20 protein-coding genes, 1 tRNA gene and 1 pseudogene are annotated in these 23,928 nt (G+C 61.4%); 13 read left to right on the top strand and 9 right to left on the bottom strand.

Annotated elements, in window-relative coordinates; translation table 11 throughout:
* Window positions 1-40 precede the first annotated feature (40 nt).
* The 3 genes from HPQ62_RS13910 to HPQ62_RS13920 form a co-directional block, all read right to left on the bottom strand.
* Complete coding sequence (locus HPQ62_RS13910; protein ID WP_174803169.1) at window positions 41-1,282, bottom strand: extracellular solute-binding protein; 1,242 nt, start codon at window positions 1,280-1,282, stop codon at window positions 41-43.
* Window positions 1,283-1,340: 58 nt separating this feature from the next.
* Entirely contained in the window at window positions 1,341-2,399 is a 1,059-nt protein-coding gene (locus tag HPQ62_RS13915) for an ABC transporter ATP-binding protein (protein ID WP_174803170.1), read from the bottom strand.
* Between the two features lie 352 nt (window positions 2,400-2,751).
* Window positions 2,752-2,825 (bottom strand) — tRNA-Gln (locus tag HPQ62_RS13920).
* A 260-nt stretch (window positions 2,826-3,085) separates the two neighbouring features.
* On the opposite strand from HPQ62_RS13920, the gene HPQ62_RS13925 reads away from it, so the two are divergent.
* From HPQ62_RS13925 to HPQ62_RS13935, 3 genes are all read left to right on the top strand, one after another.
* The gene (locus HPQ62_RS13925; RefSeq protein ID WP_174803171.1) at window positions 3,086-4,582 is read left to right on the top strand and encodes a Ppx/GppA phosphatase family protein; all 1,497 of its coding nucleotides are present in this window, start codon (window positions 3,086-3,088) and stop codon (window positions 4,580-4,582) included.
* Window positions 4,583-4,584: 2 nt separating this feature from the next.
* Entirely contained in the window at window positions 4,585-5,289 is a 705-nt protein-coding gene (locus HPQ62_RS13930; protein WP_174803172.1) for an RlmE family RNA methyltransferase, read from the top strand.
* Between the two features lie 280 nt (window positions 5,290-5,569).
* Window positions 5,570-6,661: a GGDEF domain-containing protein gene (locus HPQ62_RS13935; RefSeq protein WP_174803173.1), complete on the top strand. Its 1,092-nt coding sequence runs from the start codon at window positions 5,570-5,572 to the stop codon at window positions 6,659-6,661.
* Between the two features lie 14 nt (window positions 6,662-6,675).
* Here HPQ62_RS13935 and HPQ62_RS13940 read toward each other — a convergent pair whose 3' ends face one another.
* Window positions 6,676-7,971, bottom strand: a complete 1,296-nt coding sequence (locus HPQ62_RS13940) for an alpha/beta fold hydrolase (RefSeq protein WP_174803275.1) — start codon at window positions 7,969-7,971, stop codon at window positions 6,676-6,678.
* 135 nt (window positions 7,972-8,106) lie between these two features.
* Window positions 8,107-8,505 (bottom strand): DoxX family protein, encoded by a 399-nt coding sequence (locus HPQ62_RS13945; RefSeq protein WP_174803174.1) that lies wholly within the window; start codon window positions 8,503-8,505, stop codon window positions 8,107-8,109.
* 230 nt (window positions 8,506-8,735) lie between these two features.
* Here HPQ62_RS13945 and HPQ62_RS13950 point away from each other — a divergent pair, with 230 nt between their 5' ends.
* Together HPQ62_RS13950 and HPQ62_RS21100 are read left to right on the top strand one after the other, a co-directional pair.
* Window positions 8,736-11,060, top strand: a complete 2,325-nt coding sequence (locus tag HPQ62_RS13950) for an NADP-dependent malic enzyme (RefSeq protein WP_174803175.1) — start codon at window positions 8,736-8,738, stop codon at window positions 11,058-11,060.
* A gap of 444 nt (window positions 11,061-11,504) precedes the next feature.
* Window positions 11,505-12,230 (top strand): helix-turn-helix transcriptional regulator, encoded by a 726-nt coding sequence (locus HPQ62_RS21100; RefSeq protein WP_244629692.1) that lies wholly within the window; start codon window positions 11,505-11,507, stop codon window positions 12,228-12,230.
* Window positions 12,231-12,313: 83 nt separating this feature from the next.
* Here HPQ62_RS21100 and HPQ62_RS13960 read toward each other — a convergent pair whose 3' ends face one another.
* Window positions 12,314-12,895 (bottom strand): thymidine kinase, encoded by a 582-nt coding sequence (locus HPQ62_RS13960; protein WP_174803176.1) that lies wholly within the window; start codon window positions 12,893-12,895, stop codon window positions 12,314-12,316.
* Between the two features lie 162 nt (window positions 12,896-13,057).
* Here HPQ62_RS13960 and choV point away from each other — a divergent pair, with 162 nt between their 5' ends.
* From choV to HPQ62_RS13985, 5 genes and pseudogenes are all read left to right on the top strand, one after another.
* A complete protein-coding gene (gene choV / locus HPQ62_RS13965) occupies window positions 13,058-14,137 on the top strand; it encodes a choline ABC transporter ATP-binding protein (protein ID WP_174803177.1) in 1,080 nt (359 codons plus the stop codon).
* A pseudogene (locus HPQ62_RS13970) lies at window positions 14,130-14,621 on the top strand (HugZ family pyridoxamine 5'-phosphate oxidase); the annotation flags it as partial. The gene choV and the pseudogene HPQ62_RS13970, both read left to right, overlap by 8 nt.
* A gap of 222 nt (window positions 14,622-14,843) precedes the next feature.
* Window positions 14,844-15,164 (top strand): metalloregulator ArsR/SmtB family transcription factor, encoded by a 321-nt coding sequence (locus tag HPQ62_RS13975; RefSeq protein ID WP_174803179.1) that lies wholly within the window; start codon window positions 14,844-14,846, stop codon window positions 15,162-15,164.
* A 157-nt stretch (window positions 15,165-15,321) separates the two neighbouring features.
* Window positions 15,322-16,650 (top strand): omega-aminotransferase AptA, encoded by a 1,329-nt coding sequence (aptA, locus tag HPQ62_RS13980; protein WP_174803180.1) that lies wholly within the window; start codon window positions 15,322-15,324, stop codon window positions 16,648-16,650.
* A 74-nt stretch (window positions 16,651-16,724) separates the two neighbouring features.
* Entirely contained in the window at window positions 16,725-17,597 is an 873-nt protein-coding gene (locus HPQ62_RS13985; RefSeq protein WP_174803181.1) for an aldose 1-epimerase family protein, read from the top strand.
* A 3-nt stretch (window positions 17,598-17,600) separates the two neighbouring features.
* Here the strand turns inward: HPQ62_RS13985 and bglA are convergent, their stop codons facing one another.
* Window positions 17,601-19,244, bottom strand: a complete 1,644-nt coding sequence (gene bglA, locus HPQ62_RS13990; RefSeq protein WP_174803182.1) for a beta-galactosidase BglA — start codon at window positions 19,242-19,244, stop codon at window positions 17,601-17,603.
* Window positions 19,245-19,433: 189 nt separating this feature from the next.
* On the opposite strand from bglA, the gene HPQ62_RS13995 reads away from it, so the two are divergent.
* Window positions 19,434-20,465 carry a glycosyltransferase family 4 protein gene (locus HPQ62_RS13995; protein WP_174803183.1) on the top strand — a complete coding sequence of 344 codons (1,032 nt, stop codon included), beginning with the start codon at window positions 19,434-19,436 and terminating at the stop codon, window positions 20,463-20,465.
* A gap of 29 nt (window positions 20,466-20,494) precedes the next feature.
* On the opposite strand, the gene HPQ62_RS14000 is transcribed toward HPQ62_RS13995, so the two are convergent.
* On the bottom strand, window positions 20,495-21,841 hold the full coding sequence (locus tag HPQ62_RS14000) for a GAF domain-containing protein (RefSeq protein ID WP_174803184.1): 1,347 nt from the start codon (window positions 21,839-21,841) through the stop codon (window positions 20,495-20,497).
* Entirely contained in the window at window positions 21,835-22,308 is a 474-nt protein-coding gene (locus tag HPQ62_RS14005; RefSeq protein ID WP_174803185.1) for a hypothetical protein, read from the bottom strand. Before HPQ62_RS14005 ends, HPQ62_RS14000 begins: the two co-directional genes overlap by 7 nt.
* Window positions 22,309-22,505: 197 nt before the next feature.
* On the opposite strand from HPQ62_RS14005, the gene HPQ62_RS14010 reads away from it, so the two are divergent.
* Window positions 22,506-23,207 carry a hemerythrin domain-containing protein gene (locus HPQ62_RS14010; RefSeq protein WP_174803186.1) on the top strand — a complete coding sequence of 234 codons (702 nt, stop codon included), beginning with the start codon at window positions 22,506-22,508 and terminating at the stop codon, window positions 23,205-23,207.
* Window positions 23,208-23,315: 108 nt separating this feature from the next.
* Window positions 23,316-23,918, top strand: a complete 603-nt coding sequence (locus HPQ62_RS14015; protein WP_174803187.1) for a YceI family protein — start codon at window positions 23,316-23,318, stop codon at window positions 23,916-23,918.
* The last annotated feature ends 10 nt before the right edge of the window (window positions 23,919-23,928 follow it).

The following is a 23,928-nucleotide window of genomic DNA, read 5'->3' on the forward strand; positions in this document are numbered from 1 at the left end:
GCGAGCCGGCCGCAAGGGCCGGCTCACATATCAGGAGTGATCAGTTCTTCTGGAAGGGCTCGTAATAGGTCGACAGGCCCTCGGTCACGGTCGCGCCGACCTCTTCAGGCGTCGCCTCGCCCGCCATCATCTTCTGGACGTTTTCCTGGACCAGCGTCGATCCGGACGGCTGTTCGAAGCGGAAATTCACCAGCATCATGTAGGGCATCGAGGTCTTGTTGAGCTCCGACACGGCCTTCAGGTCCGGATTGTCGAAGGTGACGCCCGGGATCGGCGAGATGTTGGAAAGCTCGGTGGCAAAGGCCTGGCCGAATTCCTGCGAGGCGAGGAAGTTCAGGAACTTCAGCACCGCATCCTTGTGCTCGCTCGCCGCATTGCCGGCATAGCCGCCATCGTAGAACACGGCGACCAGGCCCTCATCGCCCGCGTTGACCACCGGGGCCGGAATGGCGCCGATATTAATGTCGGGGTTCATGCCCTTCATCGCGGCGATCTCATAGGAGCCGCCAACGAACATGCCGGCCATGCCGGTTGCAAACAGCTGCTGCGAGGAGGCGTAATCGAGACCGATGAAGCCCTCCGGGAAATACTGGCTCATATCCTTGATGCGGGTCAGCGCATCGACGAAGCGCGGATCGGTGAAATCAGCATCGCCGCTCATCACGTCCTCGTAGAACGGCTTTCCCATGGTTGAGGAACCGAGACCGAAGGTCAGGACCTCGTTCTGCCAGGCGTCCGCCGTGCCGTTGGCAAAGGCGTAGAGGCCGGCTTCCTGGAGCGCCTCGGCCGCAGCCTTCATGTCGTCCCAGGTCTTCGGCGGCTCGAGACCGAGATCGGCGAACACGTCCTTGTTGTAGAGCACCATCATGGTCTGCGAGGCGAAGGGGATGGCGTAGACGGTGTTGTCGGCGCGCAGCGTTTCCGCCTTCAGCGCATCGGCCGGAAAATCCTTGAGCGCCGGCACGTTTTCTTCCGTCAGCGGCATCAGATATCCGCCGGATGCAACGCTTTCGAACGAGCCATAGGCGCGCACCATCATCGCGTCCGGACCGGCGCCGCCGGCAAGCGCGGTCGACAGGATGGTGCCGTAATTGACGGCCTCGATCATCCTGAGTTCGACATTGATATCCGGGTTTGCCTTTTCGAAGGTTTCGATGAAGGCTTCATATTGCGGCACGTCTTCCACGCGCCATCCCCAGAAGGAGATGTCTTCGGCAAAGGCCGGTGCAGCCATGCCGGCAAAGGCGGTGGCCACCAAAAAAGTTCTGGCAAAGGATGTCATCAGATCGTTCCTCTTGTTCGTTCCCCTGAATTACCGATGACAAGCAGACACGCGGTTCTCAAACGCGCTTGCCGCTCGCCCTGTCAAAGACGTGAAGCGCATCCTCCTGCGCCGTCACGGTGACCTCGTCGTCGGCCTCGAAAAAGACGGTTGGCGGCACCCTGATGGTGACCTGCTCGCCGCTTTTCAGCCGAACGTAAACATATGAATCGTCGCCGAGATATTCGGTGTAGATGACATTGCCGGCAAAGCCGTCCCCGCCTTGTTCCGCCGTGACGGACAGGCTGTCGGACCGCGCGCCGATGGTGAGCGCGCCATCGGCAATGCCTGCGGGCGCCCGGATTGCGCCGCTGCCTGAAATGCCGAGCCTGCCAGCGCTGCTATCCACATCGAGCAGCGACATTTTCGGCGAGCCGATGAAGGTTGCGACAAAGGTATTTGCCGGCGTCTCGAACAGTTCGCGCGGGCTGCCCACCTGCTCGATATAGCCATTGTTCATCACCACGATCCGGTCGGCAAGCGTCATCGCCTCGACCTGGTCATGGGTGACATAGATCATCGTACCGCCGATCTCGCGGTGGAGGCGTGCGATCTCGATGCGCACGTCAGCGCGCAGCGCTGCATCAAGGTTCGAGAGCGGTTCGTCGAGCAGAAACACATCCGGCTTGCGCACCACCGCGCGCGCGATCGCCACGCGCTGGCGCTGGCCGCCGGAAAGCTCGCGCGGTTTGCGCTTCAGATAGTCCTCGAGCCGGAGCATCCGCGCCGCCTCGGCGATGCGGGCCTCGACCTCGTCTTTCGACAGCCCCATCAGCCGGGCGCCAAAGGCCATGTTCTCGTAGACATCCATATGCGGATAGAGCGCATAGGACTGAAACACCATGGCAGCGCCCCGCTTCGAGGGCGCGACGTCATTCATGATCTTGTCATTGATGGAAAGCGTGCCGCCGGAAATCGGATCGAGCCCCGCGATCAGCCTCAGCAGCGTCGATTTTCCGCAGCCCGAAGGTCCGACGAAAATGATCAGTTCACGATCGCCGATCTCCAGATCGATCCCGTGCAGCACTTCCGTTTCCTTGAAGCGCTTGACGATACCCTTGAGTGATAGACGCGCCAAGAAACTTGCCCTTCGACAATACCATTAAAATACCAATTCGATCATTGCTGTTTTATCGTCAACTGTAAAGAATCAATTCGGGGCGATCCCGTTTTTTGAAGGCGCTTCACAGGAACCGACACGTTTTCAATTGTTTAGAGACATACGGAAAGACCGGCGGGCCACGACCCCTTCCGTTTGCCCGGAAAGCCAGCGTCCTTCCGGTTCGCGCAGCATTGCGTGGCACCCGCCAAGGGAGCGGCACGCAGCAAAGCGAGCGAGCGACGCCGCGCTTCAGGCGTAAACCGGCAACACACGGAAGACGCGATGCCGGGGCGATGCGATTTCAAGGTATAAGATGGTCTGGAAGGATTGGCTGGGGAACCTGGATTCGAACCAGGACTAACGGAGTCAGAGTCCGTGGGTCTACCGTTAACCTATTCCCCAACGACGGCGCCGGGCGCCGCGGATGTGGAGGGCTTATAAACAGAAACGCCGGGCTTTGCCAAGGGGGGAAGCGAACTTTTTCATCGCCGGCCCTTTTGCCGTGCCGGCGGGGATGCGTGCGCCTGTCCGGTCGGCATCGCTTCGAGAAAAGGCATTGGCCTTCTGCCGTCGCACTGCTATGGTGTTGCCAACTGAAAATCATATGAGCGCCTTGCTGCGAGCCAATTTGTCGGTTTGCGCGGCGCGATGGAATTGGCAAAGTGGAAGACCCCCAAAACAGCGCAGGGCTGTCGGATGGCGGGGCGCGCTTGAACAATGGCGGCAAGGGCAAACGCGCCCGTCGCCGCTCCCGGAAAGGTCGCCCGAAGGCGTCCGCCGGAGTGCCCGCATCGAACGTGGCTGCCTCATCCGGCGGCAACGCGCAGGCACGTTCATCCGACGCCAACGATAAGAGCCGTCAGCGAAGCGCCAAGGCATCCGCAGGCGAGCGGCAAACCGCCCCCCGTCCCGATGACGAACAAACTGCGCGCGATGGCGACAAGCCTTCGCGCCGCAACCGCAAGCGGCGGCGTGGTCGCCGGTCCCATACCAAGGGCCCGCTGGGCGCAGACGGCTGCAAGCACGTTCCGGGCGCGGAACAGAAGCCGGCGCCCGTCGCCGTCGAAAAGCCTGTCCCCGCCCCTGCCGTCAAGGAAGAGCGCAAGGCGCCGCCACGTCTCTATGGCAACGGCCTTTATGCCGCGCTCGATCTCGGCACCAACAATTGCCGGCTGCTGATCGCCCAGCCGACCCGCAATCACCAGTTCCGGGTGGTCGACGGGTTTTCTCGCATCGTGCGCCTCGGCGAAGGTCTTGCCGCCACCGGCAGCCTGTCGCCTGCCGCGATGGATCGCGCCATCGACGCGCTGACCATGTGTGCAGCAAAGCTCCGGGGACGCTCCGTCAAGCGCATGCGGCTGATTGCGACCGAAGCCTGCCGCGCCGCCGACAATGGCGAGATCTTTCTGAAACGGGTGCGGGCGGAAACCGGGCTGGACCTCGAAATCGTCAACCGCGAGACCGAAGCCCGCCTTGCGGTTTCAAGCTGCGCCTCGCTGATCGGCCGCGAAACCCGTTCGGCCGTGCTCTTCGATATTGGCGGAGGCTCATCGGAAATCGCGGTGATCAAGCTGGGCGAAAACCGCTCGCATCGCATCGCCAATCATATTTCGCACTGGACGTCGCTGCCGGTCGGCGTCGTCACACTGTCCGAGCGCTATGGCGGACACCATGTGACGCCAGAGATCTTCGAGAACATGGTGTCGGAAGTCTCCCGCCTGCTCGGCGATTTCAGTTGCCCCGAGATTGGCGGCGGCGCGGATGACGACGGCTTCCATCTGATCGGCACATCCGGCACGGTCACCACGCTTGCTGGCGTCCACCTCGACCTGCCGCGCTACGACCGGCGCAAGGTCGATGGAATCTGGCTCACCGATGACGAGGTCTCCGCCATGCAGGCAAAGCTCTTGTCCTGGGATTTTGCAGGACGGGCGGCCAATCCCTGCATCGGGCCCGACAGGGCAGACCTCGTTCTGGCGGGCTGCGCCATCCTCGAGGCCATCCGCAGACGCTGGCCGGCATCGCGCATGCGCGTTGCCGATCGCGGCCTGCGCGAAGGCCTTTTGACCGACATGATGATGCATGATGGCGTCTGGCGCAAACAACGCCGCCGCGGCAATTACGCCAGGCGTCAGAGCACCACCGCAGACAAGGACTGAATGTGACCAAACCACCGTCCAAGCCGGTCAGGACCGGCCGAAAAATCGGCCAGAAGGTCAAGAAGTCCAAGCTGAAGGCGTCCTCGCGCCGATGGCTCGAACGGCATATCAACGACCCCTATGTGCAACGGGCGAGGACCGAGGGCTACCGCGCGCGCGCGGCCTACAAGCTTCTGGAAATCGACGAGAAGCATAACATCCTCAAGGGCGCCCGCCGGATCATCGATCTTGGCGCCGCCCCCGGGAGCTGGTCCCAGATCGCCGCCAAGGTTACCGGTTCCACCGACACCAACATCCGCGTTGCGGCGATCGATTTTCTGGAAATGGACGGCGTTCCCGGGGTCAAGTTCTTCCAGATGGACTTCCTGGACGAGACGGCGCCCGATCTTCTGCGCGAAGCCCTCGACGGTCCGCCGGATGTGGTCATATCGGACATGGCAGCGCCGACGACCGGCCATCGCCGCACCGATCACCTGCGCACGATGTATCTGTGCGAAGTGGCGGCCTATTTTGCGGTCGAGACCCTTGCCGAGGGCGGACACTTCCTTGCCAAGACCTTTCAGGGCGGCGCTGAGAACGATCTGCTCACCATGCTCAAGCAGAACTTCCGGCAGGTCATTCACGTCAAGCCCGCAGCATCGCGGTCGGAATCGGTCGAGATGTTCGTGCTGGCCAAGTCGTTCAAGGGACGAAAGCAAGACCAATAGACTCGCAGACTTTCTTGGCAGCGAATGGAACTAATCTAGCACCGGCGCCTTTATATTTGATGGAACCGGATTGCGGCCTTCCATATTCCGAAAGCCGATTACGGTAGGCGCAATGCAGGTTTTGCCACGTCTGGATATTCAAACCCTCGAGGTGGTAGGTCTCTTAACATCTATCATTGCAGCCATCGTGTGGGCGGCGACCTGCCTTGCTTATCGCAACCTGCCGACAGCGCGCTATCTGTTGGCATCGAGCCTGACGCTCGCCTTCGGATCGGGGGTCATGACCTTTCTTCCGCAGGAAAGCGCCTCCCTGCTTCCCGTGTTTGCACAGGAAATCATAGTCTCTGGATTTTGGCTGCTCTATCTTGGAACGAGGCGCTTTTTCGGGCGCGCGATCCGGGTGAAGCCCGTTTCCACTGCATTGCTGATCACGCTCGCCCTGCTGATATTCTTCCGGGAGCGCTGGCTTCTGCGCGACTCGATCTTCGTTTTTGCACAGATCCTGCCACTGTTCCTCATTCTTCCGCTCTTCGTGAAGCATGGAAACCGCCACAGCTTCGGCATCCCGCTTGCGGCTGCGGGTGTGGTGATCGGCATGCTGTCGCATCTGGCCACCGGCATTTCCAGCGCGATGATGGGACTGCAGGATTATGTGTCTCCTGCAACAGAAAACGTGCAGTCTTACGGCTTGCTCCTGATCATTGTCAGCGGATCGCTGCTCATCTTCGGCATCGCCGTCATGATCATCGAAAATCTGCTTTACGAGGCGGAGAACATCGCCAGGCGCGATGAGCTGACCGGCATTTCCAACCGCCGCGATTTCATGAAGCAGATCGCGCGCGTTCACGCATTCTGCGAATCGGAAAACGTGCCCTATGGTGTGCTGATCTTCGACATCGACAGGTTCAAGAGTTGGAACGATACCTATGGCCATGCGACCGGGGACGAGGCTTTGCTTCATTTCACCCGGACCATTCTGGGCCAGCTCGACGATTCACAGCTTCTGGCGCGCACCGGCGGAGATGAATTCTGCCTTCTTTTGCCAGGGAAGGCGGAGAAGCATCTCAGCGAGATTGCCGAGGCAATGGTCGTCACCGTGCGCAATCAGCCGCTCTCGATCGATGGCCAGCCGCTGACCATGACGATCAGCGTCGGCGGTGCGGTGTACATGCCGGGCAGCCAGGAAGACTACAACGACATTCTGGCCAAGGCGGACAGCGCCCTCTATCGCTCCAAGAACAACGGCAGAAACCAGTTCAGCCTCTACGACGAACGAGAGGGAAGAACCGGGGATGTGGCGCCCTTGCCGCGGTTCGGGCTGATCTCTCAACCGGAAGCGGTCGGCGCCCATCTGATGGAACGCCGCGCCTGACAGCAATGCCGCCGTTACGCATGCGGCCCGCCGGATGCCCGGATCATGTCGCGCAACCGCTTGAACACCGCCGTCGATTGACCGACGCCGTCATGCTCATATTCATTGGTGATCCAGACCTGGCTGTTGCCAAGTCTTGCTGCGGTCTCCTGCGACAGACCAGCATCGACATACATGTCATCATGGTAGAGCGCGGCTGCAACCGGAACGTCGTTCGCGAAAAGCCGGGTCGCGTCATAGAGCGGCGGATTGTCCGTTCGCGCAGCAAGCGCTTCGGCTGCCTTCCGGAACGGCCTCAGGGACCGGATTTCCTCGAACATCCACGGATAGATCATCTCGCCCGTCAGCATCAGCGGGCGCTGCGCCGGATCGAACCGCGGAAACTCGCTCCTGACCCGTTCGGCCGCGAAGTTCATCGCGGAAGGCCCCTGCGCATAGATGCTTTCATGCAGCAGCGCATAGAGCGGATTGTCATAAAAGCCGGTCTCCGCCATCACGGAGGCGAGAAATCCGTCGGAAAGCCGCGTCTCTTCCGGATCGGCAAAGGCCTGCTCGAACAGGAAATGCAGGGCTTCGAAACCAATGCCGCGGCCGAGCGCCATGCCAAGGCCCTGCAAGCGTTTGACGCTCAGCCGGTCGCCATCGGGCAGACGCACATCCGCGCCCTCGAGCACATCGGCAATGCGCGCGATCAGGCGCGTATCGTCCTGATAGCGCTGATAGTAACGGCGGTTCTTCTGAAGCACGCGCGGATAGGTGCGGCGATAGACCGTTTCGGCATCGGCGGAAAGGCCCGCAAGGCCGCCGGTGACATAGCAGGCGGCAAGCCCCTCAGGCGCGCGCGAAAGATAGGTGAGCGTGATGAAGCCGCCATAGCTCTGGCCGAGCGTTTCCCATTTGACATTGCCCAGCAGCTGTCTGCGGATATGCTCGCAATCGGCAACGATGCTGTCGGCGCGGAAATGCATCAGATAGTCGGCGGCAGCCTCGCCCGTCTCGAAACGGGAGATCACATGCGCGTCGATCCGGCTGCTGCGCCCGGTCCCGCGCTGATCGATGAGGATCACCCGATGGGTCTTCAGCGCTTCTTGCAGCCATGCAGGCCCGCTGCCTACGGGACGGGGTGACTTGCCGCCCGGTCCACCCTGCAGATAGGCAAGCACGGGAAGCGTCTCCCGCCGCTTCATCGGGTCGACGATTTCGCGCACGAAAATCTGCACCACTGGGCCGTCCGGCCTCGACCAGTCGAGCGGCGCAGGCACAAGCATGTCCCTGATCATCATGCCCGGTACGATATATTGCTTCGGCATCATGGCGCCGGCTCCCCTGGTTTGTCAGCCGAGGCCTAAAGCGGATCGGGCCAAAGGGCAACCTTGCTGTGCTCCGCCGACAAAAAAGCGGGCCCTGAGGCCCGCTTCGAGAGGTCCGGCATAAGGAAAGGCCGGTCAGATCTTGGACTTGACCTTGCCGTCGAGGCTGAAGGCGCCGGGGCCTGCAAAAACCAGGTAGAGGAAGATGAAGCAGAACAGGATCGCCGCATCACCGCCGTTGCTGGCCGGATAGAGCGAGGACGGTGCGTGGAACGTGAAATAGGCAACAGCCATCATGCCCGAAAGCACGAAAGCCGTAACGCGGGTAAACAGGCCCAGCACGATCAGCGCGCCGCCAATGATTTCGAGGATGCCACCGATCCACAGCATCGAGAACATCGGGGGATGCATCTCGGAAACCGGGAAATGCAGGATCTTCATGGTGCCGTGTTCAAAGAAAAGAATGCCGGCGACGACGCGCAAGAGCGCAAGAAACATCGGCGCCATCGGCTGCAACATACGGTTGGTACTCATTCATCTGCTCCGTGATAAAGAAAGCGTTTGCCGCGCAGGCGCGGGTTGATTTGTCGCCAACATACCTGAAATCGCGGCCTGCGAAATAGCTGCAGTAGTAAACACTGCGTCATCGGGAACGATCGAAAAGCGTGCGAACCGCGGCGACGGATTGCAGTTCCTTTTCTCCCCCCATATAGTCGCCCGACTTAATCGGGACCGGCAGGCAGGCCGGGCAAGGAGACCACAGGATGAGCGATACAACGGATAAGAAGCCAGCCGGAGACGACCTCCAGCAGCAGGCGCTTTTTTACCACCGTTATCCGCGCGCGGGCAAACTCGAGATCCAGGCGATCAAGCCGCTCGGCAACCAGCGCGACCTCGCGCTCGCCTATTCGCCCGGCGTCGGCGCCCCCTGCCTCGCAATCCATGAAAATCCGAGCGATGCCGCACAATATACCTCTCGCGCCAATCTTGTGGCCGTGATCTCCAACGGCACGGCGGTGCTGGGTCTCGGCAATATCGGCCCGCTCGCCTCCAAGCCGGTGATGGAGGGCAAGGCCGTGCTCTTCAAGAAGTTTGCAGGCATCGACGTTTTCGACATCGAGATCGATGCCCCGACCATCGATGGCATGGTGTCCACCATTTCAGCACTCGAGCCAACCTTCGGCGGGATCAATCTCGAGGATATCAAGGCGCCGGAATGTTTCGAGGTCGAGCGAATCCTGCGCGAGAAGATGCAGATCCCGGTCTTCCATGACGACCAGCACGGCACCGCGATCATCGTGGCGGCCGCGATCCTGAACGGGCTGGAACTTGCCGGAAAGTCGCTGTCGGACGTCAAGATCGTCGCCTCCGGCGCGGGTGCGGCAGCACTCGCATGCCTCAACCTTCTGGTCTCGCTCGGCGCCAGGCGCGAGAACATCTGGGTGTTCGATATTGACGGCCTGGTCTATCCCGGGCGCGAAACCCACATGGATCAGTGGAAGGCCATCTATGCGCAGGCAAGCGACAACCACAAGCTTGCCGACCACATCAAGGGCGCGGATGTCTTCCTCGGCCTGTCGGTCGCAGGCGCGCTCCAGCCATCGCTTTTGAAGCAGATGGCGCCGCACCCCATGGTGCTGGCGCTCGCAAACCCCGTGCCCGAGATCATGCCCGATCTGGCGCGTGCCGAGCGCGACGATGCGATGATTTGCACCGGAAGGTCGGATTTCCCGAACCAGGTCAACAACGTGCTGTGCTTCCCCTATATCTTCCGCGGCGCGCTGGATTGCGGCGCCCGGACGATCAACGAGGAAATGAAGATGGCCGCCGTGCGCGCCATCGCCGGTCTTGCCAAGGAGGAGGTCTGGGAGGCCTCGCGCAATGCGGCAAACGGCGAGCCGCTGATCTTCGGTCCGGATTACCTGATCCCCTCGCCCTTCGACCCCCGCCTGATCCTCCGGATTGCCCCGGCCGTGGCGCGCGCCGCCGAGGAAACCGGCGTGGCAGAGCGTCCGATTCCGGATTACGATGCCTATTACGAGCATCTGACCCGCTTTGCCTTCCGCTCGGGCCTGGTGATGAAGCCCGTGTTCGCCGCCGCCAAGGCCGCCGAACACAAGCGGGTGATCTTCTCCGACGGCGAGGATGAACGGGTGTTGCGCGCCGCCCAGGTTCTGGTGGAAGAAAACATCTCCAAGCCGATCCTGATCGGCCGCCCGAACGTGCTCGAAACCCGGTTGCGGCGTTATGGCCTGCGCATGCGGCTTCACGAGGATTTCGAGATCATCAACCCGGAGAGCGACAGCCGCTTCCGGGAATATGTCGAGGAATATCTCTCCTTCGTCGCCCGCAAGGGCGTGACGCCCGATCGCGCCCGCACCATCGTGCGCACCAATACGACGGTGATCGGCGCGCTTGCGGTAAAGCGCGGTGACGCAGATGCGCTTCTGTGCGGCGTGGAAGGCCGCTTCGACCGGCATCTGCGCGATATCGGTGACATCATCGGCAAGCATGAGGATGTTCGCGACTTCTCGAGCCTCGGGCTGCTGATCTCGAACCGCGGCGCAACCTTCTTTGCCGATACCCACGTCACGCACTCGCCCTCGGCAGAGGAGATCGCCGAAACCACGATCCAGTCTGCCCGGGCCGTCGCACGCTTCGGCATCACGGCGAAGGCCGCCCTGGTCTCGCATTCCAATTTCGGCTCGCGCGATTCCGAAAGTGCGACGAAGATGCGGGAAGCCCTGGCCCTGGTGCGGGCCCGGATGCCGGAACTCGAAGTCGACGGCGAAATGCACGGCGATACCGCCCTGTCGGAGGATCTGCGCGAGCGCGCCATGCCCAACAGCACGCTTTCCGGCGAGGCCAACCTGCTGATCTTCCCCTCGCTCGATGCTGCGCACATCACCATGACCGTGGTGCAGGGCATGACCGACGCGCTTCATGTCGGCCCGATCCTGCTCGGCAGCGCCCTTCCCGCGCACATCATGTCGCCCTCGGTGACCTCGCGCGGCATTGTCAACATGGCAAGCCTTGCCGTTGTCGAGGCCGATGTCGCAGCCGCAGATCACCGTCAGGCAGCCGAATAAACATCCGGCCGGATCCTGCAAGCTCTTAAGTGAAGCCTGTCGCCGTCAGACCCACGGTCTGACGGCGACAGGCGTTTGAGCGGCATTGATCTTGCGGCCTTCGTACCGGCGCCCTCTCCGGCGCAGGCCAAGTTTTTCCATCCGAAGGCATGGCAGCGGCGCTTCCGGCTCGGCGGCGACGGGATGGATCACGCACGCAGACGCCACCATGAATTGCATTGTGAGCCGCAATGCGCCCGTTGAAATACAACCATTACATGTGTATTATACGATTCGAGAGTGAAAAAATCGCGATTCAGACCCGATTATCGGCGAATATCGCGCCAAATGATAAGAGCATTTCTACCGAACTGATATCAATTATGCCCCACGACGATGAACCGTGAGACTGGCGGATAGAGGTTTGACATGAAAAAAAAACAAAGAATACATGACATACCGTACATGACAACCGATGGCGAAGACACATTGTCTGCAATCAAGCGCCGGATTCTGGCGGCGGCTTCCATGCCGGAGCTGATCATCCAGCTTGGTGAGTGCACATCAACCTTTGGTTTCATCCACTTCACGTTGATGGACGTCCCGTCCAAGCATTCAACACGCGTTCAGCCGTTGATCCACTTCAGCTCGCTGCCCCAGCCTTACATCGCAGCCTATGATCAGGCCGAATTGCTGAAAGCTTCGAAATTCATTCGCCGCTGGAGCGAGGGGGTCTCTCCGGTCGCCTGGGACAGCCATGCGAATTTTGATCCGACGGATCCCGCACAGGTTTTTGGCCTGCGGCTGAGAGCCATCAATGTTCGCATGGGCGCGGTCTTCCTGGCGGCGCCGGTCGCCGCCCGCCAGCAACTGGCCCTGATGGTATATGGCAGCCGGGCGCCGCTGAGCGCGCATGAAAATGCGGATATCCAGTCGCTGGCAGATGCCGCCTTTATCCGCTTTCACCAGTTGCGCCCTGCGCCCCAGACCGGCTTCAAGAGCCTGTCTTCGAGAGAAGTCGAAGTGATCAGGTGGACGGCGGAAGGCAAGACGTCGCATGAAATCGGCAGGATACTGAGCCTCTCCGACCATACCATCAATGCCTATCTCGCCAATGCCATCCGCAAGCTTGAATGCGTCAATCGGGCCCAGCTTGTGGCGAAGGCGATCCGGCTTCAGCTGATCGATTGACGCGCAGGAAAGACAGGCTGCCTTCGCGGTGCCCGGCGCCAACCGGAGCGAGCGCCCCTTGATATGAGACGACCGCCGACGTTTCAGCGGCGGCCGGTCTTTTCCTTCCAGTGCACCCGGCAATAGGACACGTAGCGGTCATTGCCGCCGACCTCGATCTGCGGCCCGTCAAGCAGGGCGTTGCCATCCTGATCCTGGCGAACGACCATGGTTGCCTTGCGTCCGCAATGGCAGATCGTCCTGACTTCACGGATCTCGTCGGCGAGGATGAAGAGTTCGGTCGAGGCCGGAAACAGCCGCCCCATGAAGTCGGACCTCAAGCCATAGGCCATGACCGGGATCTTGAGCTCATCGACCACACGCGCGAGCTGCCAGACATGATCAGCGCCCGCGAAGTGGACCTCGTCGACGAAAAGGCAATCGATCGCGCGCTCTTCGTTCAAGGCTTTTGCGCATTCGTAAAGATCGCTCTCGGGGCCGAAGGTCACGGCATTCGCCTCAAGCCCGATGCGCGAGGAGACCACGCCCTTGCCGCCACGATCGTCGAATTCGGCAAGCAGGATGACGGCATGCATGCCGCGCTCACGGTAATTATAGGCGGCCTGCAGAAGCAGGGTCGATTTTCCCGCATTCATCGTCGCGTAGTAATAATGCAGCTTTGCCATGGGCGATCCTTTTTCCTTCCTTTTGCCGCGATCGGCGGCATACAAGAAGCCGAAATCATAGATAGCCACAGAAATCGAAACGCCGCCCGTCTTGCCGCCCCACGTCGGATGTGACACATATCCGCCCTCCATTCCGCCTTTCGCCAGCCCGATACAGATCCCATGGAAACAGCCGTCGAAATCAACGCCGTCGATATCGTTTATGGCAAACATGTGCGCCGCGCCCTGCCGCTCATGGATGCCGGTCATTCCCGTGACGAAATCCACCGGCGCACCGGCAATCTCGTCGGGGTCTCGAATGCGACGCTTTCGGTTTCGCGCGGCGAGATCGTTGTGCTGATGGGCCTTTCCGGTTCGGGCAAGTCCACGCTGCTGCGCGCCGTTAACGGCCTTGCGCCCGTGATCCGCGGCGAGATCGGCGTCAGAACCGAAGAGGGCCTCGTCAATCCCTACCGTGCCAACGCAAAGACGCTGCGGGCGCTGCGCTCCCATACCGTTTCCATGGTGTTCCAGCAATTTGCTCTGCTGCCATGGCTGAGCGTTGCGGATAATGTCGGCTTCGGGCTGGAGCTCTCGGGCATGGCGAAACATGAACGCCGCGCGCGGGTGGAAGAACAGCTGGAACTCGTGAACCTGACGCGCTGGGCAGATCAGCCGATCTCGGCCCTGTCGGGCGGCATGCAGCAGCGCGTGGGCCTTGCGCGCGCCTTTGCCACCGGCGCGCCCATTCTTCTGATGGATGAACCGTTTTCGGCGCTCGATCCGCTGATCCGCTCGCATCTTCAGGATGAGTTGCTTGCTCTGCAGCAAAGGCTGAAGAAAACGATCCTGTTCGTCAGCCACGATCTCGACGAAGCCATCAAGCTCGGCGACAGGATTGCGATCATGGAGGGCGGACGGCTGATCCAGACGGACACGCCGCGCGCCATCATCAGCCGCCCCGCCAATGATTATGTCGCCGATTTCGTGGCCAATACCAATCCGCTTGCGGTGCTGACCGCAGCTGACATCATGGTGCCGGTTTCCTCGCGCCGCCAGCTTGAAACGCAGATCGCGGCGACCGTCAAATCGGCGACGCCTGCGATGACGCTGATCAGGCTGCTTGCCGAGCGGCCGGGCACGATCGGCGTGGTCGAGGGCGGCCGGATCGCGGGAACGATTTCCGCGCGCGAGATCGCCGCCGGCCTCGCGCCGCGCCGGCCCGAAAGCCTTTCGCATGTGTCAGGTCACGCCGATGGCTGAAAACAAGGATCCCTTCCTTAAGGCCGACGCCGAGGCCATCACGCTCGCAAAGACGCTGCTGCGGGATGCGTCCTATGCGGCCATTGCGGTCAACGAACCGGAGACCGGCTTCCCGCTGGCAAGCCGCGTGCTCCTTGCCACCGACAGCGACGGTACGCCGATCATCCTGGTTTCGGCACTGGCGAGCCACACCAGGGCGATCGAACGCGACCAGCGGGTGTCGCTTCTCACCGGTGAGCCTGGAAAGGGCGATCCGCTGGCCCACGCCCGGATGACGACCCGCTGCATCGCAGGCCGGGTGCCGCGCGACAGTGCTGCCCATCAGGCGCTGCGCGCAACGTTTCTCGCGCGCCATCCGAAGGCACGCCTCTATATCGATTTTCCCGATTTCTCGCTCTTCCGCTTGACGCCGGTTTCGGCCGACCTCAATGGCGGCTTCGGGCGGGCCTATCGCATCGATGGCCAGAGCCTGGTCGATCAGGCCTGAGACCGGGCGGCCGCAGCAACTGCCGCAAGCGGCGACAGGCCTTTACTTGCGCAGGCTCTGTTTTCCAAAAGTACGAACAAGTCTTGCCCGGATTCGGCTCTTTTCCGCCGAAAATACCCTAAATTTCACATTATTTTTTTGCACGCGCTTGGGCTACATTCCATTTTAGGCATTTTAAAAAATCTTGGGAAAGCCGTCCAAGGATCCAGGAGAACTGATGTGAATACGAACACACTTTCAGAAAAGACATCTCCCGCCGCTGATCTGCTTTCCGCGATGGCAAACCCCAAAAGGCTGCAGATCCTTTGCGTTCTGATCGAGCGCGAGATGCCGGTGGGGGCACTGGCTGTGAGGGTTGGCCTCAGCCAGTCAGCGCTGTCCCAGCACCTCTCCAAGCTGCGGGCACAGAACCTGGTGGAAACGCGCCGCGAAGCCCAGACCATTTATTACAGCACCCATGCCGAACCGGTGCGCAAGCTTCTCGACACGCTCGGCGAAATCTACAGCGAGGAAATGCTCGGCGACCGCAAGGCCGGCTGACGATCCTTCGAGGCCGGGCCTGGATGTCATCCAGGCCTCTCCCGGCTTCGCCAAACGGCTTTCGCTTGACGGCGTCAGCGCCGCTGATAACGTGCTCCAAAGCAGCAGCAATGCAATGAAGACCCGGAAACGGGTCCCTTTCTTTTGGAGCAGATTCATGTCCGACAGCGCCAATGTGACGCCCAACAATCTCGATGCGTTCTGGATGCCGTTTACCGCCAATCGGCAGTTCAAGAAGGCGCCGCGCATGTTCGTTGCGGCAAAGGACATGTATTACACCACGGCCGATGGCCGTCAGGTGCTCGATGCGACATCCGGCCTCTGGTGCGTCAATGCCGGCCACTGCCGCCCCAAGATTACCGAGGCGATCCAGAAGCAGGCGGCCGAACTCGACTATGCGCCCGCCTTCCAGCTTGCCCATCCCAAGGCATTCGAGCTTGCGAACCGGCTTGTCGACATCGCTCCGGACGGGCTCGATCACGTTCTTTACACCAATTCCGGCTCGGAATCGGTCGAAACGGCGCTGAAGGTCGCGCTTGCCTATCACCGGGCCAAGGGCGACGGATCGCGGTTCCGCCTGATCGGGCGCGAGCGCGGCTATCACGGCGTGAATTTCGGCGGCATTTCGGTCGGCGGCATCGTCTCCAACCGCAAGATGTTCGGCACGCTTCTGACCGGCGTCGACCATATGCCGCATACTCATCTGCCCGAGAAGAACGCCTTCACCAAGGGCCAGCCCGAACATGGCGGAGATCTCGCGAGCGAACTCGAGCGGATCGTGACGCTGCATGATGCATCCACGATCGCAGCCGTGATCGTCGAGCCCGTGGCGGGCTCCACCGGCGTTCTCATTCCGCCAAAGGGCTATCTGCAGAAGCTGCGCGACATCTGCACCAAGCACGGCATCCTGATGATCTTCGACGAAGTGATCACCGGTTACGGCCGTCTCGGCGCGCCGTTTGCAGCCCAGTATTACGGCGTGACGCCCGATATCATCGTCACCGCCAAGGGCCTGACCAATGGCGTGGTGCCGATGGGCGCCGTGTTCGTGACCTCAAAAATCCATGACGCGTTCATGAACGGGCCCGAGCACATGATCGAGTTCTTCCATGGCTATACCTATTCCGGCAATCCGCTGGCGTCCGCCGCGGCACTCGCCACGCTCGACACCTACAAGGAAGAGGGCCTGCTGACCCGCGCGCAAGAGCTTTCGCCCTATTGGGAAGAACAGCTCCACAGCCTGAGGGACTGCCCGCATGTGATCGACATCCGCAATACCGGCCTGATCGGCGCGATCGAGCTCGAGCCGATTGCCGGCGAACCGACCAAGCGCGCCTTCACCGCCTTCCTGAAGGCTTACGAGTCTGGCCTGCTGATCCGCACCACCGGCGATATCATCGCCATGTCGCCCCCGCTGATCATCTCCAAGACGGAAATCGACGAGCTGTTCGACAAGATGCGCAAGGTGCTGCAGGACAATATCTGAGACGAGCGCATGTGCGACAGCGTGCCGGATCGACCATCCGGATTGCTGCACTGCGGCAAGAAGGAGACGACGCCATGGCCGACGACATTCTGATCGAAAACGAACACCTTGCCGTGGCGGTGGCCGCGCTCGGTGCGGAAACCCGCTCGATCACCACGCGCGACGGCAGCGAATGGCTCTGGGATGGCGATCCGGCCTACTGGACCGGCCGCGCGCCGGTTCTGTTTCCGATCGTCGGCAAGGCGCCGGACAATCGCCTGACGATCGAGGGCGCTTCGTTTCCGATGCAGCAGCACGGCTTTGCCCGCAAGAGCCCGTTCACGCTCGCCGATCGGAGTGCGACCGCCTGCCGGTTTTCGCTCGAGGCAAACGCTGACACGCAGATGGCCTATCCATTTGCGTTTCGCCTTTCCATCACGCACGCGCTTGAGGGCAGAACCCTGTCCGTCACCGCCGAGGTCGCCAATCTCGACGAGCGGCCGATGCCCTTCGGCTTCGGCTTCCATCCGGCCTTCCGGTGGCCGATGCCGGGCGTCAATGCAGGCCATGTGCATCATATCGCGCTGGCAAACGGCGCCGAGCCTTCGATGATCCGTCTGCGCGACGGGCTTCTCGATCTTGCGCCGCGTCCCTCCCCCTTCTCGAAAGGCCTGCTGGCGCTTGATCACGACTATTTCGAAGAGGATGCGATGATCTTTCCGGAAGGGGCCGGCGATCAGTTGAGCCTCAACGCCGAGGATGGCCCCTCGCTGCACTTCCGCTTCGAAAACCTGCCCAATCTGGCGCTCTGGACCAAGCCCGGCGCACCCTATATCTGCGTCGAACCCTGGCATGGCATGGCGGCAGCCCACGGAAAAGGGCCGGCCATCGAGGACCGGCCCTTCACGAAAACGCTCGAAGCCGGCGACACTGCCACCTTCTCGTGGAGCGTCACCATCGACCGGTGATCGTCATATCCGCGCGCAGAACCCGTCATAGGCGCCGAGTTCCACCGTTGCGCCATTGAGCACGCCTGTCATGCCCGGAAGGTCGAGCGTCTCAACGTGGTCGACGGCCATCTGCATTGCGGCCGTCCGCGGCGTCTCGGCGAAGTTGAACACGAACAGCAGCGTCTCGTTGTCCTTCGAGCGGGTGAAGATCAGGATATCGTGGTCTTCGCTGTCCATGAATTGGATCTCGCCGTCAAACAGGGCGGCATGCTCCTTGCGGAACGCAAGCGTTGCCCGGTAGTGGCTGAAGACCGTATCGGGAAGCGGGGCCTGCTCGAAGACCGAGAGCGGCAGATGCTCCGCCGGGACGGGCAGCCACGGCTTCTCAGCGGTGGAGAAGCCGGCATCCGGCGGCACATTGCTCCACGGCATGGGCGTGCGGCAGCCATCGCGGCCCTTGAAGGACGGCCAGAAACGGATGCCGTAGGGATCGCGCAGATCCTCGAAGGCAAGCTCCGCCTGCGGCAGGCCGAGCTCCTCGCCCTGATAGAGGCAGATCGAGCCCTTCAGCGTTGCAAGCACCGACAGCGCAAGCCGCGCCACCGGTTCGCGCTCTTCCTCGCTGCGGGCAAAGCGCGACACATGGCGGTCGACGTCGTGGTTGGAAAACGCCCAGCACACCCAGCCATCGGTGACGGTGGCGAAGAAATTCTCGACGCAGTGGCGGATATGGCCCGGCGAGAAATTCGGCCCCAGAAAGTCGAACGTATAGCACATGTGCAGCTTGTCATTGCCGGCGGTATAATCGGCCACCGTCTTCAGCGAACGCGCGCCATCCCCCACCTCGCCAACGGAAGACCGGCCCTCATACTCGTCGAGCAGAGCTCGGAATCGCTTCAGGAAGTCGATGTTTTCCGGCCGGGTCTTGTCGTAGATGTGCTTCTGGAAGCCATAGGGATTGACGTCGGGCGCATCGAGGCCCGCGCCGTCGTCATCGCCCTGCATGGGCGGGTTGTCGCGCAATTCCGCATCGCAAAAATAATAGTTGACGGTGTCGAGCCGGAAGCCGTCCACGCCGAGATCGAGCCAGAAGCGAACGGTCTCGAGCAGGGCATCCTGCACCGCCTTGCTGTGGAAGTTGAGATCCGGCTGGCTCGCCAGGAAATTGTGCATGTAATATTGCTTGCGGGTGCCGTCCCATTCCCAGCCCGGCCCTCCGAAGATCGACATCCAGTTGTTGGGCGCCGTCCCGTCGGGCTTGGCATCGGCCCAGACATACCAGTCGGCCTTGGGGTTGTCCCGGCTGGAACGGCTTTCCTCAAACCATGCATGCTCGTCGGAGGTGTGGGAGAGTACCTGGTCGATGATCACCTTCAGCCCCAGGCGGTGTGCCTCACCGACAAGCGCCTTGAAATCATCGAGTGTTCCAAACATCGGATCGACATCGAGATAGTCCGAGACGTCATAGCCCATATCCGCCATGGGCGACTTGAAGAAGGGCGACAGCCAGATGGCGTCGACGCCGAGTTCCGCGACATAGGTCAGCCGCCGTGTGATGCCCGGCAGATCGCCGATGCCATCGCCGGTGGTATCCTGAAAGGAGCGCGGATAGATCTGGTAGATGACGCCGCCGCGCCACCATTCCGGCCTGTTATCACTCGTCATGGAAAATCCCTTGCTCGAAATGCACCCCGGCCAGCCTATCTGCCGGACCGCGCGAGGTAAATGCGATGAAGACCTTTCTTTGCAACGCACAATGACGACGATAGTTGGCCTGTAATATGGCTGACACATGGGCGGGCTAAAGCGGCTGAAACCCGAGAAATGCCTCCCAGTTTGGGGAATCACCTGCGCATGCATGAACCGGCAAAGAGACTGACCCTCATTTCCGATGCCTGGCATCCGCAGGTGAACGGCGTGGTCCGCACCATCGAGAACACCAATGCCCAGCTTGAGAAGATGGGCGTCAAGGTGACGATGATCACCCCCGACATGTTCCGCAATATCGGCATGCCGACCTATCCGGAAATCCGGCTGGCGCTGACAAGCTATCGCCGCGTTGCGCAGCTGATCGAGGACAGCAGGCCCGATTACGTTCACATCGCCACCGAAGGCCCGCTGGGTTACAAGGCGCGCCGCTGGTGCCGAAAGAACGATTTCCGGTTTTCGACCAGCTACCACACCCGCTTTCCGGAATATGTCTCGGCGCGTTTTCCCGTGCCGATCGGCATGCTTTACGGAATGATGCGCAATTTCCACAATGCCGGAAACGGCTGCATGGTGGCCACCGACAGCCTTGCCCGCGAACTGAAGGCCCACGGGTTCAACAACCTGAAACCGTGGAGCCGGGGGATCGATACCCGTCAGTTCCATCCGCGCCCCAAGAGCGACGCGCCGTTTGGGGGTCTGCCAAGACCGGTTTTTCTGACGGTGGCGCGGGCGGCTGTCGAGAAGAACCTTCCGGCCCTCTTGTCGCTGGATCTGCCGGGCAGCATCGTCATCGTCGGCGACGGTCCGGCACGCCGTGATCTTCAGGAGAAATATCCGAAGGCCCATTTTCTGGGGATGCTGAAGGGAGAAGACCTGGCAAAGGCCTATGCCGAGGCCGACGTCTTCGTGTTCACGTCCAAGACCGACACTTTCGGCAACACCACGATCGAGGCGCTTTCAAGCGGCATTCCGGTCGCAGCCTTTCCGGTCACCGGCCCGCTCGACATTCTTGGCGGCCATGAGGAGGCGGGCGTTCTCGACGAGGACCTGAAAGCTGCCTGCCTGAAGGCGCTCTCATGTTCGCCTGAGAAAGCGCGCGCGCTGGGCGAGACCTATACCTGGGAAGCGGCTGCCACGCAGTTTCTGGAAAACATCATCGCCGCGCATGACGGTTGACCGGCCGCCGAGATCGCAGGCGGCGGGGGCTATTCACCGGAAACGGAAATTTCGGGCCTGCCGTCGATCACCAGCCGTATCTGACCACGCTCGGGCCGCTCCAGGCGCAAGGGTCCGCCGCGCTCTTCCAGCCGGCGGCGCAGCAGGATCAGCCGGGTCTCGAGATTGTCCTTGAAATCCGGAAGGTTGAGGCGGCGGTCCCTGCGAATTTCGCGATTGGAAAATTCGGTCCGGCCCGTCTGGACATAGCTGCTCACGAAATGGTGGAGCAGCCGTCCCGGCACGCCGCGAATGACGTATTCATTATCGATGAACACCCCTCCATCGTGCGGAAAGAACTGGAACCGGAACTCCGTGCGATCGCCGCTGTGGGTCTGGGGCGGCGCTGACGGCGCCCTCGCTTCGCCCGAAACATCGGCGAGTTCGAAATTGACGAGGCCAGAGGCCACCTGCGCCGCAATGATCCTGAGAACGGCTTCCTCGTCATGCGAAAAGTCGAAGCTCTTTTCCGATTCTGCGAACACCACACCGATGAGGCGGCCAGCGGCGATCATCGGCACCGCCACCTGGCTCTGCGGCTCCTCGATCATCGGCACGGGAATTTCTTCGCGGTTTGCCGCTGTTGACGCCGCGATCGCCGAGACATAGCGGCGGCTGCGCCTGAGATCGGGAATCCGCACAGTCTGCCGGCGTGCCGCCGCGACGCCGATGATGCCTTCGCCGAAGGCAATTTCGGCACCGAAGCCGAAATGCGGATAGCCGCGACTGGCAACCGTCACGAGCCTGTTCGTCTCGTGATCTGCCACCAGGATCATGGCGTGGCCGATGTCAAACCGTTCCGAAAGCAGCGCCAAGCTGGCGTCGAGCAGGGTTTCGGCATCGCCGACCTCCGCAAGCGCGCCTGCCGCCGCGGCCGCTTGCCAAAGATAATTGTCACGGCCATCCGTAGGCAGCGGCACCGGTTCCAGCGGCGCCACCGGATCGATGCGGCTGCATTCCTCAACGCGGTAGATGTCGACAGCCCGCAGGGCGAGCATGTGAGACGTTTCCTGAAGGCCCGACATGACGTCGAACTGGGCCGCCAGTCGCTCGAAAATCTCGCCGGAGCGGACCGAGCGCTCGAAAACGAGATCGAGGACATGCTGCATGCCGTTGCGGCCGTCCAGCACCACGAGCTTGGCCCTTCCCGTGATCTCGATATTTGCCGCCGTCTTCGAGAAAAACTGGTTCGAGAGCCCGACATGCTCGCTATCGATGTAGTGAACCTGCGACAGATAGGAAATGTTGGGCATGCCGGCGGCGTCGCTTGTGGCAATCACGGAGGGCATGATGCCCTCCAGGCTCTCGCGGATGGCCTCGAGCGGGACGCTCAGCATATGTCGCTCCGCAACCGGGCGCCTGCGCCTGGCCCCGGGGTCTGGACGAACAGGTCGGCGGGCCAGAACCGGATCGCGATCAAATCTGCATCGCAAAATACCGAGGAAAGCTGAAGGCGGCTGACACCCAGGCCTGCAAGGATATCAAGCATGACGGCAACATACCGCGCCGCACGCTCCACCTGCTCAGGGGATGCCCGTGCAACCGCGCCGATCGCGCCCTTGACCTGGATTGCCCTATAGCTGCTCGGGTTCGCGAAGGTCGCCGCGATCATTCCGCCTTTCGCCGCATTGGCGTAAAAGTCCGGCCACTGCGTCGAGGACGCCAGCAGCACGATATCGCCCTGATCCCCATCAAAATAAGCGCCGCATCCACGGCCGATATGGGGCCGCAGCGCCGCGTCGGTGATCGCCGCAACAATCATCACATTACCGGACAAAAATGCGGCGACGTCGTCTTCAAGCACGAAAGCCCCCCAGCCATACGCGATTGCCGTCGCGGCACTTTACGCCGAGCCTGCGGCAGCGACAACTGGCCGATAGGAAACATTTAGGAAAGCGGCAATGCGCTTAGCAAGCTTTTAGGAAGCGCCGGAAAAGTCGTGCAGCTAATGGGAAGTCGCCGCCGAACCGACGGCGTTTTCAACAAACCGGGGAGACCGAAATGAGCAATATCGACTTCATGGCCAACACCCCTCTCCTGGCCAACCGCTATGACCTTTACGGCGGCGTTCACAAGGGGCTTCGCCGCATGCAGTGCATGCTTCTTGCCCGACTCGGGGCCAATGACTTCGAGGACACCGCCGCAACCGAAAAGCTTCTCGCCGACCTGAAGCGCCTGCTGTCCATGGCCGCCGCCCATGTCGAACACGAGGACAGGGAAATCCATGCCGCGCTCCGGGCGCGCGCGATCGATACCGGCCTCCTGGACGAGCAGCACGACGATCATCGCGAGGCGTTCACCGTCATAGCCAACAAGATTGCCGCGATCGAAGAGAGCCGGGGCGCCGAGCGCATAGAGGCCGGGCGCGGGCTCTACCTCACCTTCGCCGCCTATATCGCGGATGACTTCGCCCATATGCATGAGGAAGAAACGGTGCTCTGCCCGATCCTGTGGCAGGCTTACTCCGATGCGGAACTGCAGGCGATCGAGATGCGCATCATCGCCTCGCTTCCGCCGGAAGAAAACATGGCGTTCACCCGAATGATGCTGCCGGCGATGAACCCGGCCGAACGCAATGCGATGGTCGGCGGAATGCGCCAGGGAATGCCGCCGGAGGTTTTCAACGCGGTCATCGAATTCGCCATCCGGCCTTCGCTCACCGAAGCGGAATTCGCGGCACTGCAGTCCGGTCTTGCGGCATGACCCCGGACACTTTCACCGCAAGCGCCTGCCGATGGCAACCGGATTGCGCCCGCTGCACCATGCGATCATGCCCGACACTTACCCCCTATATTCTCAAGGATGACAACAATGCGTCTCTATTCCCTCCTTCTCGCCCTGATGATCGCAAGCCCGGTACTGGCGGAAACGCCTCAGCCGGCGCCGAGCGGTCTCTATGAACAGGACAGTCCGCATACCAGCGTGACCTGGAAGATCGACCATTTCGGCCTGTCGCACTTCACCGCGCGCTTTATCGGCGCGAAGGCGAAGCTCGACTGGAATGCCGACACGCCGGAGCTTTCAACCCTCACAGTGGAGATCGATCCAACCTCCGTCAGGACCGACTTCCCGTTCCCGGAGGTCGAGGATTTCGATGGCAAGATCGGCAGTGATCCGGCGTTTCTTGCGGCAAGCCCGATCGTCTTCGTATCGAAGAAGATCGTGGTCACCGGCGACAATACCGGCCTGATCGAGGGCGAATTGACCATGCGCGGGGAAACGCATCCGGCCGTGATGGAGGCTACCTTCAATGGCTCGCTCGCCGAGCATCCGATCGAAAAGGTCGCCAAGCTGGGCTTTTCGGGGCACATGACGGTGAAGCGGTCGCTCTGGGGTCTCACATTCGCGACTCCCGCGCTCGGCGATGATGTCGAGGTGATCATCGAGACCGAATTCAAGCCGGAAGGCGCATAAGGCGGGAAAC

This window comes from Martelella limonii, from assembly GCF_013344475.1.
GTDB lineage: Bacteria > Pseudomonadota > Alphaproteobacteria > Rhizobiales > Rhizobiaceae > Martelella > Martelella limonii.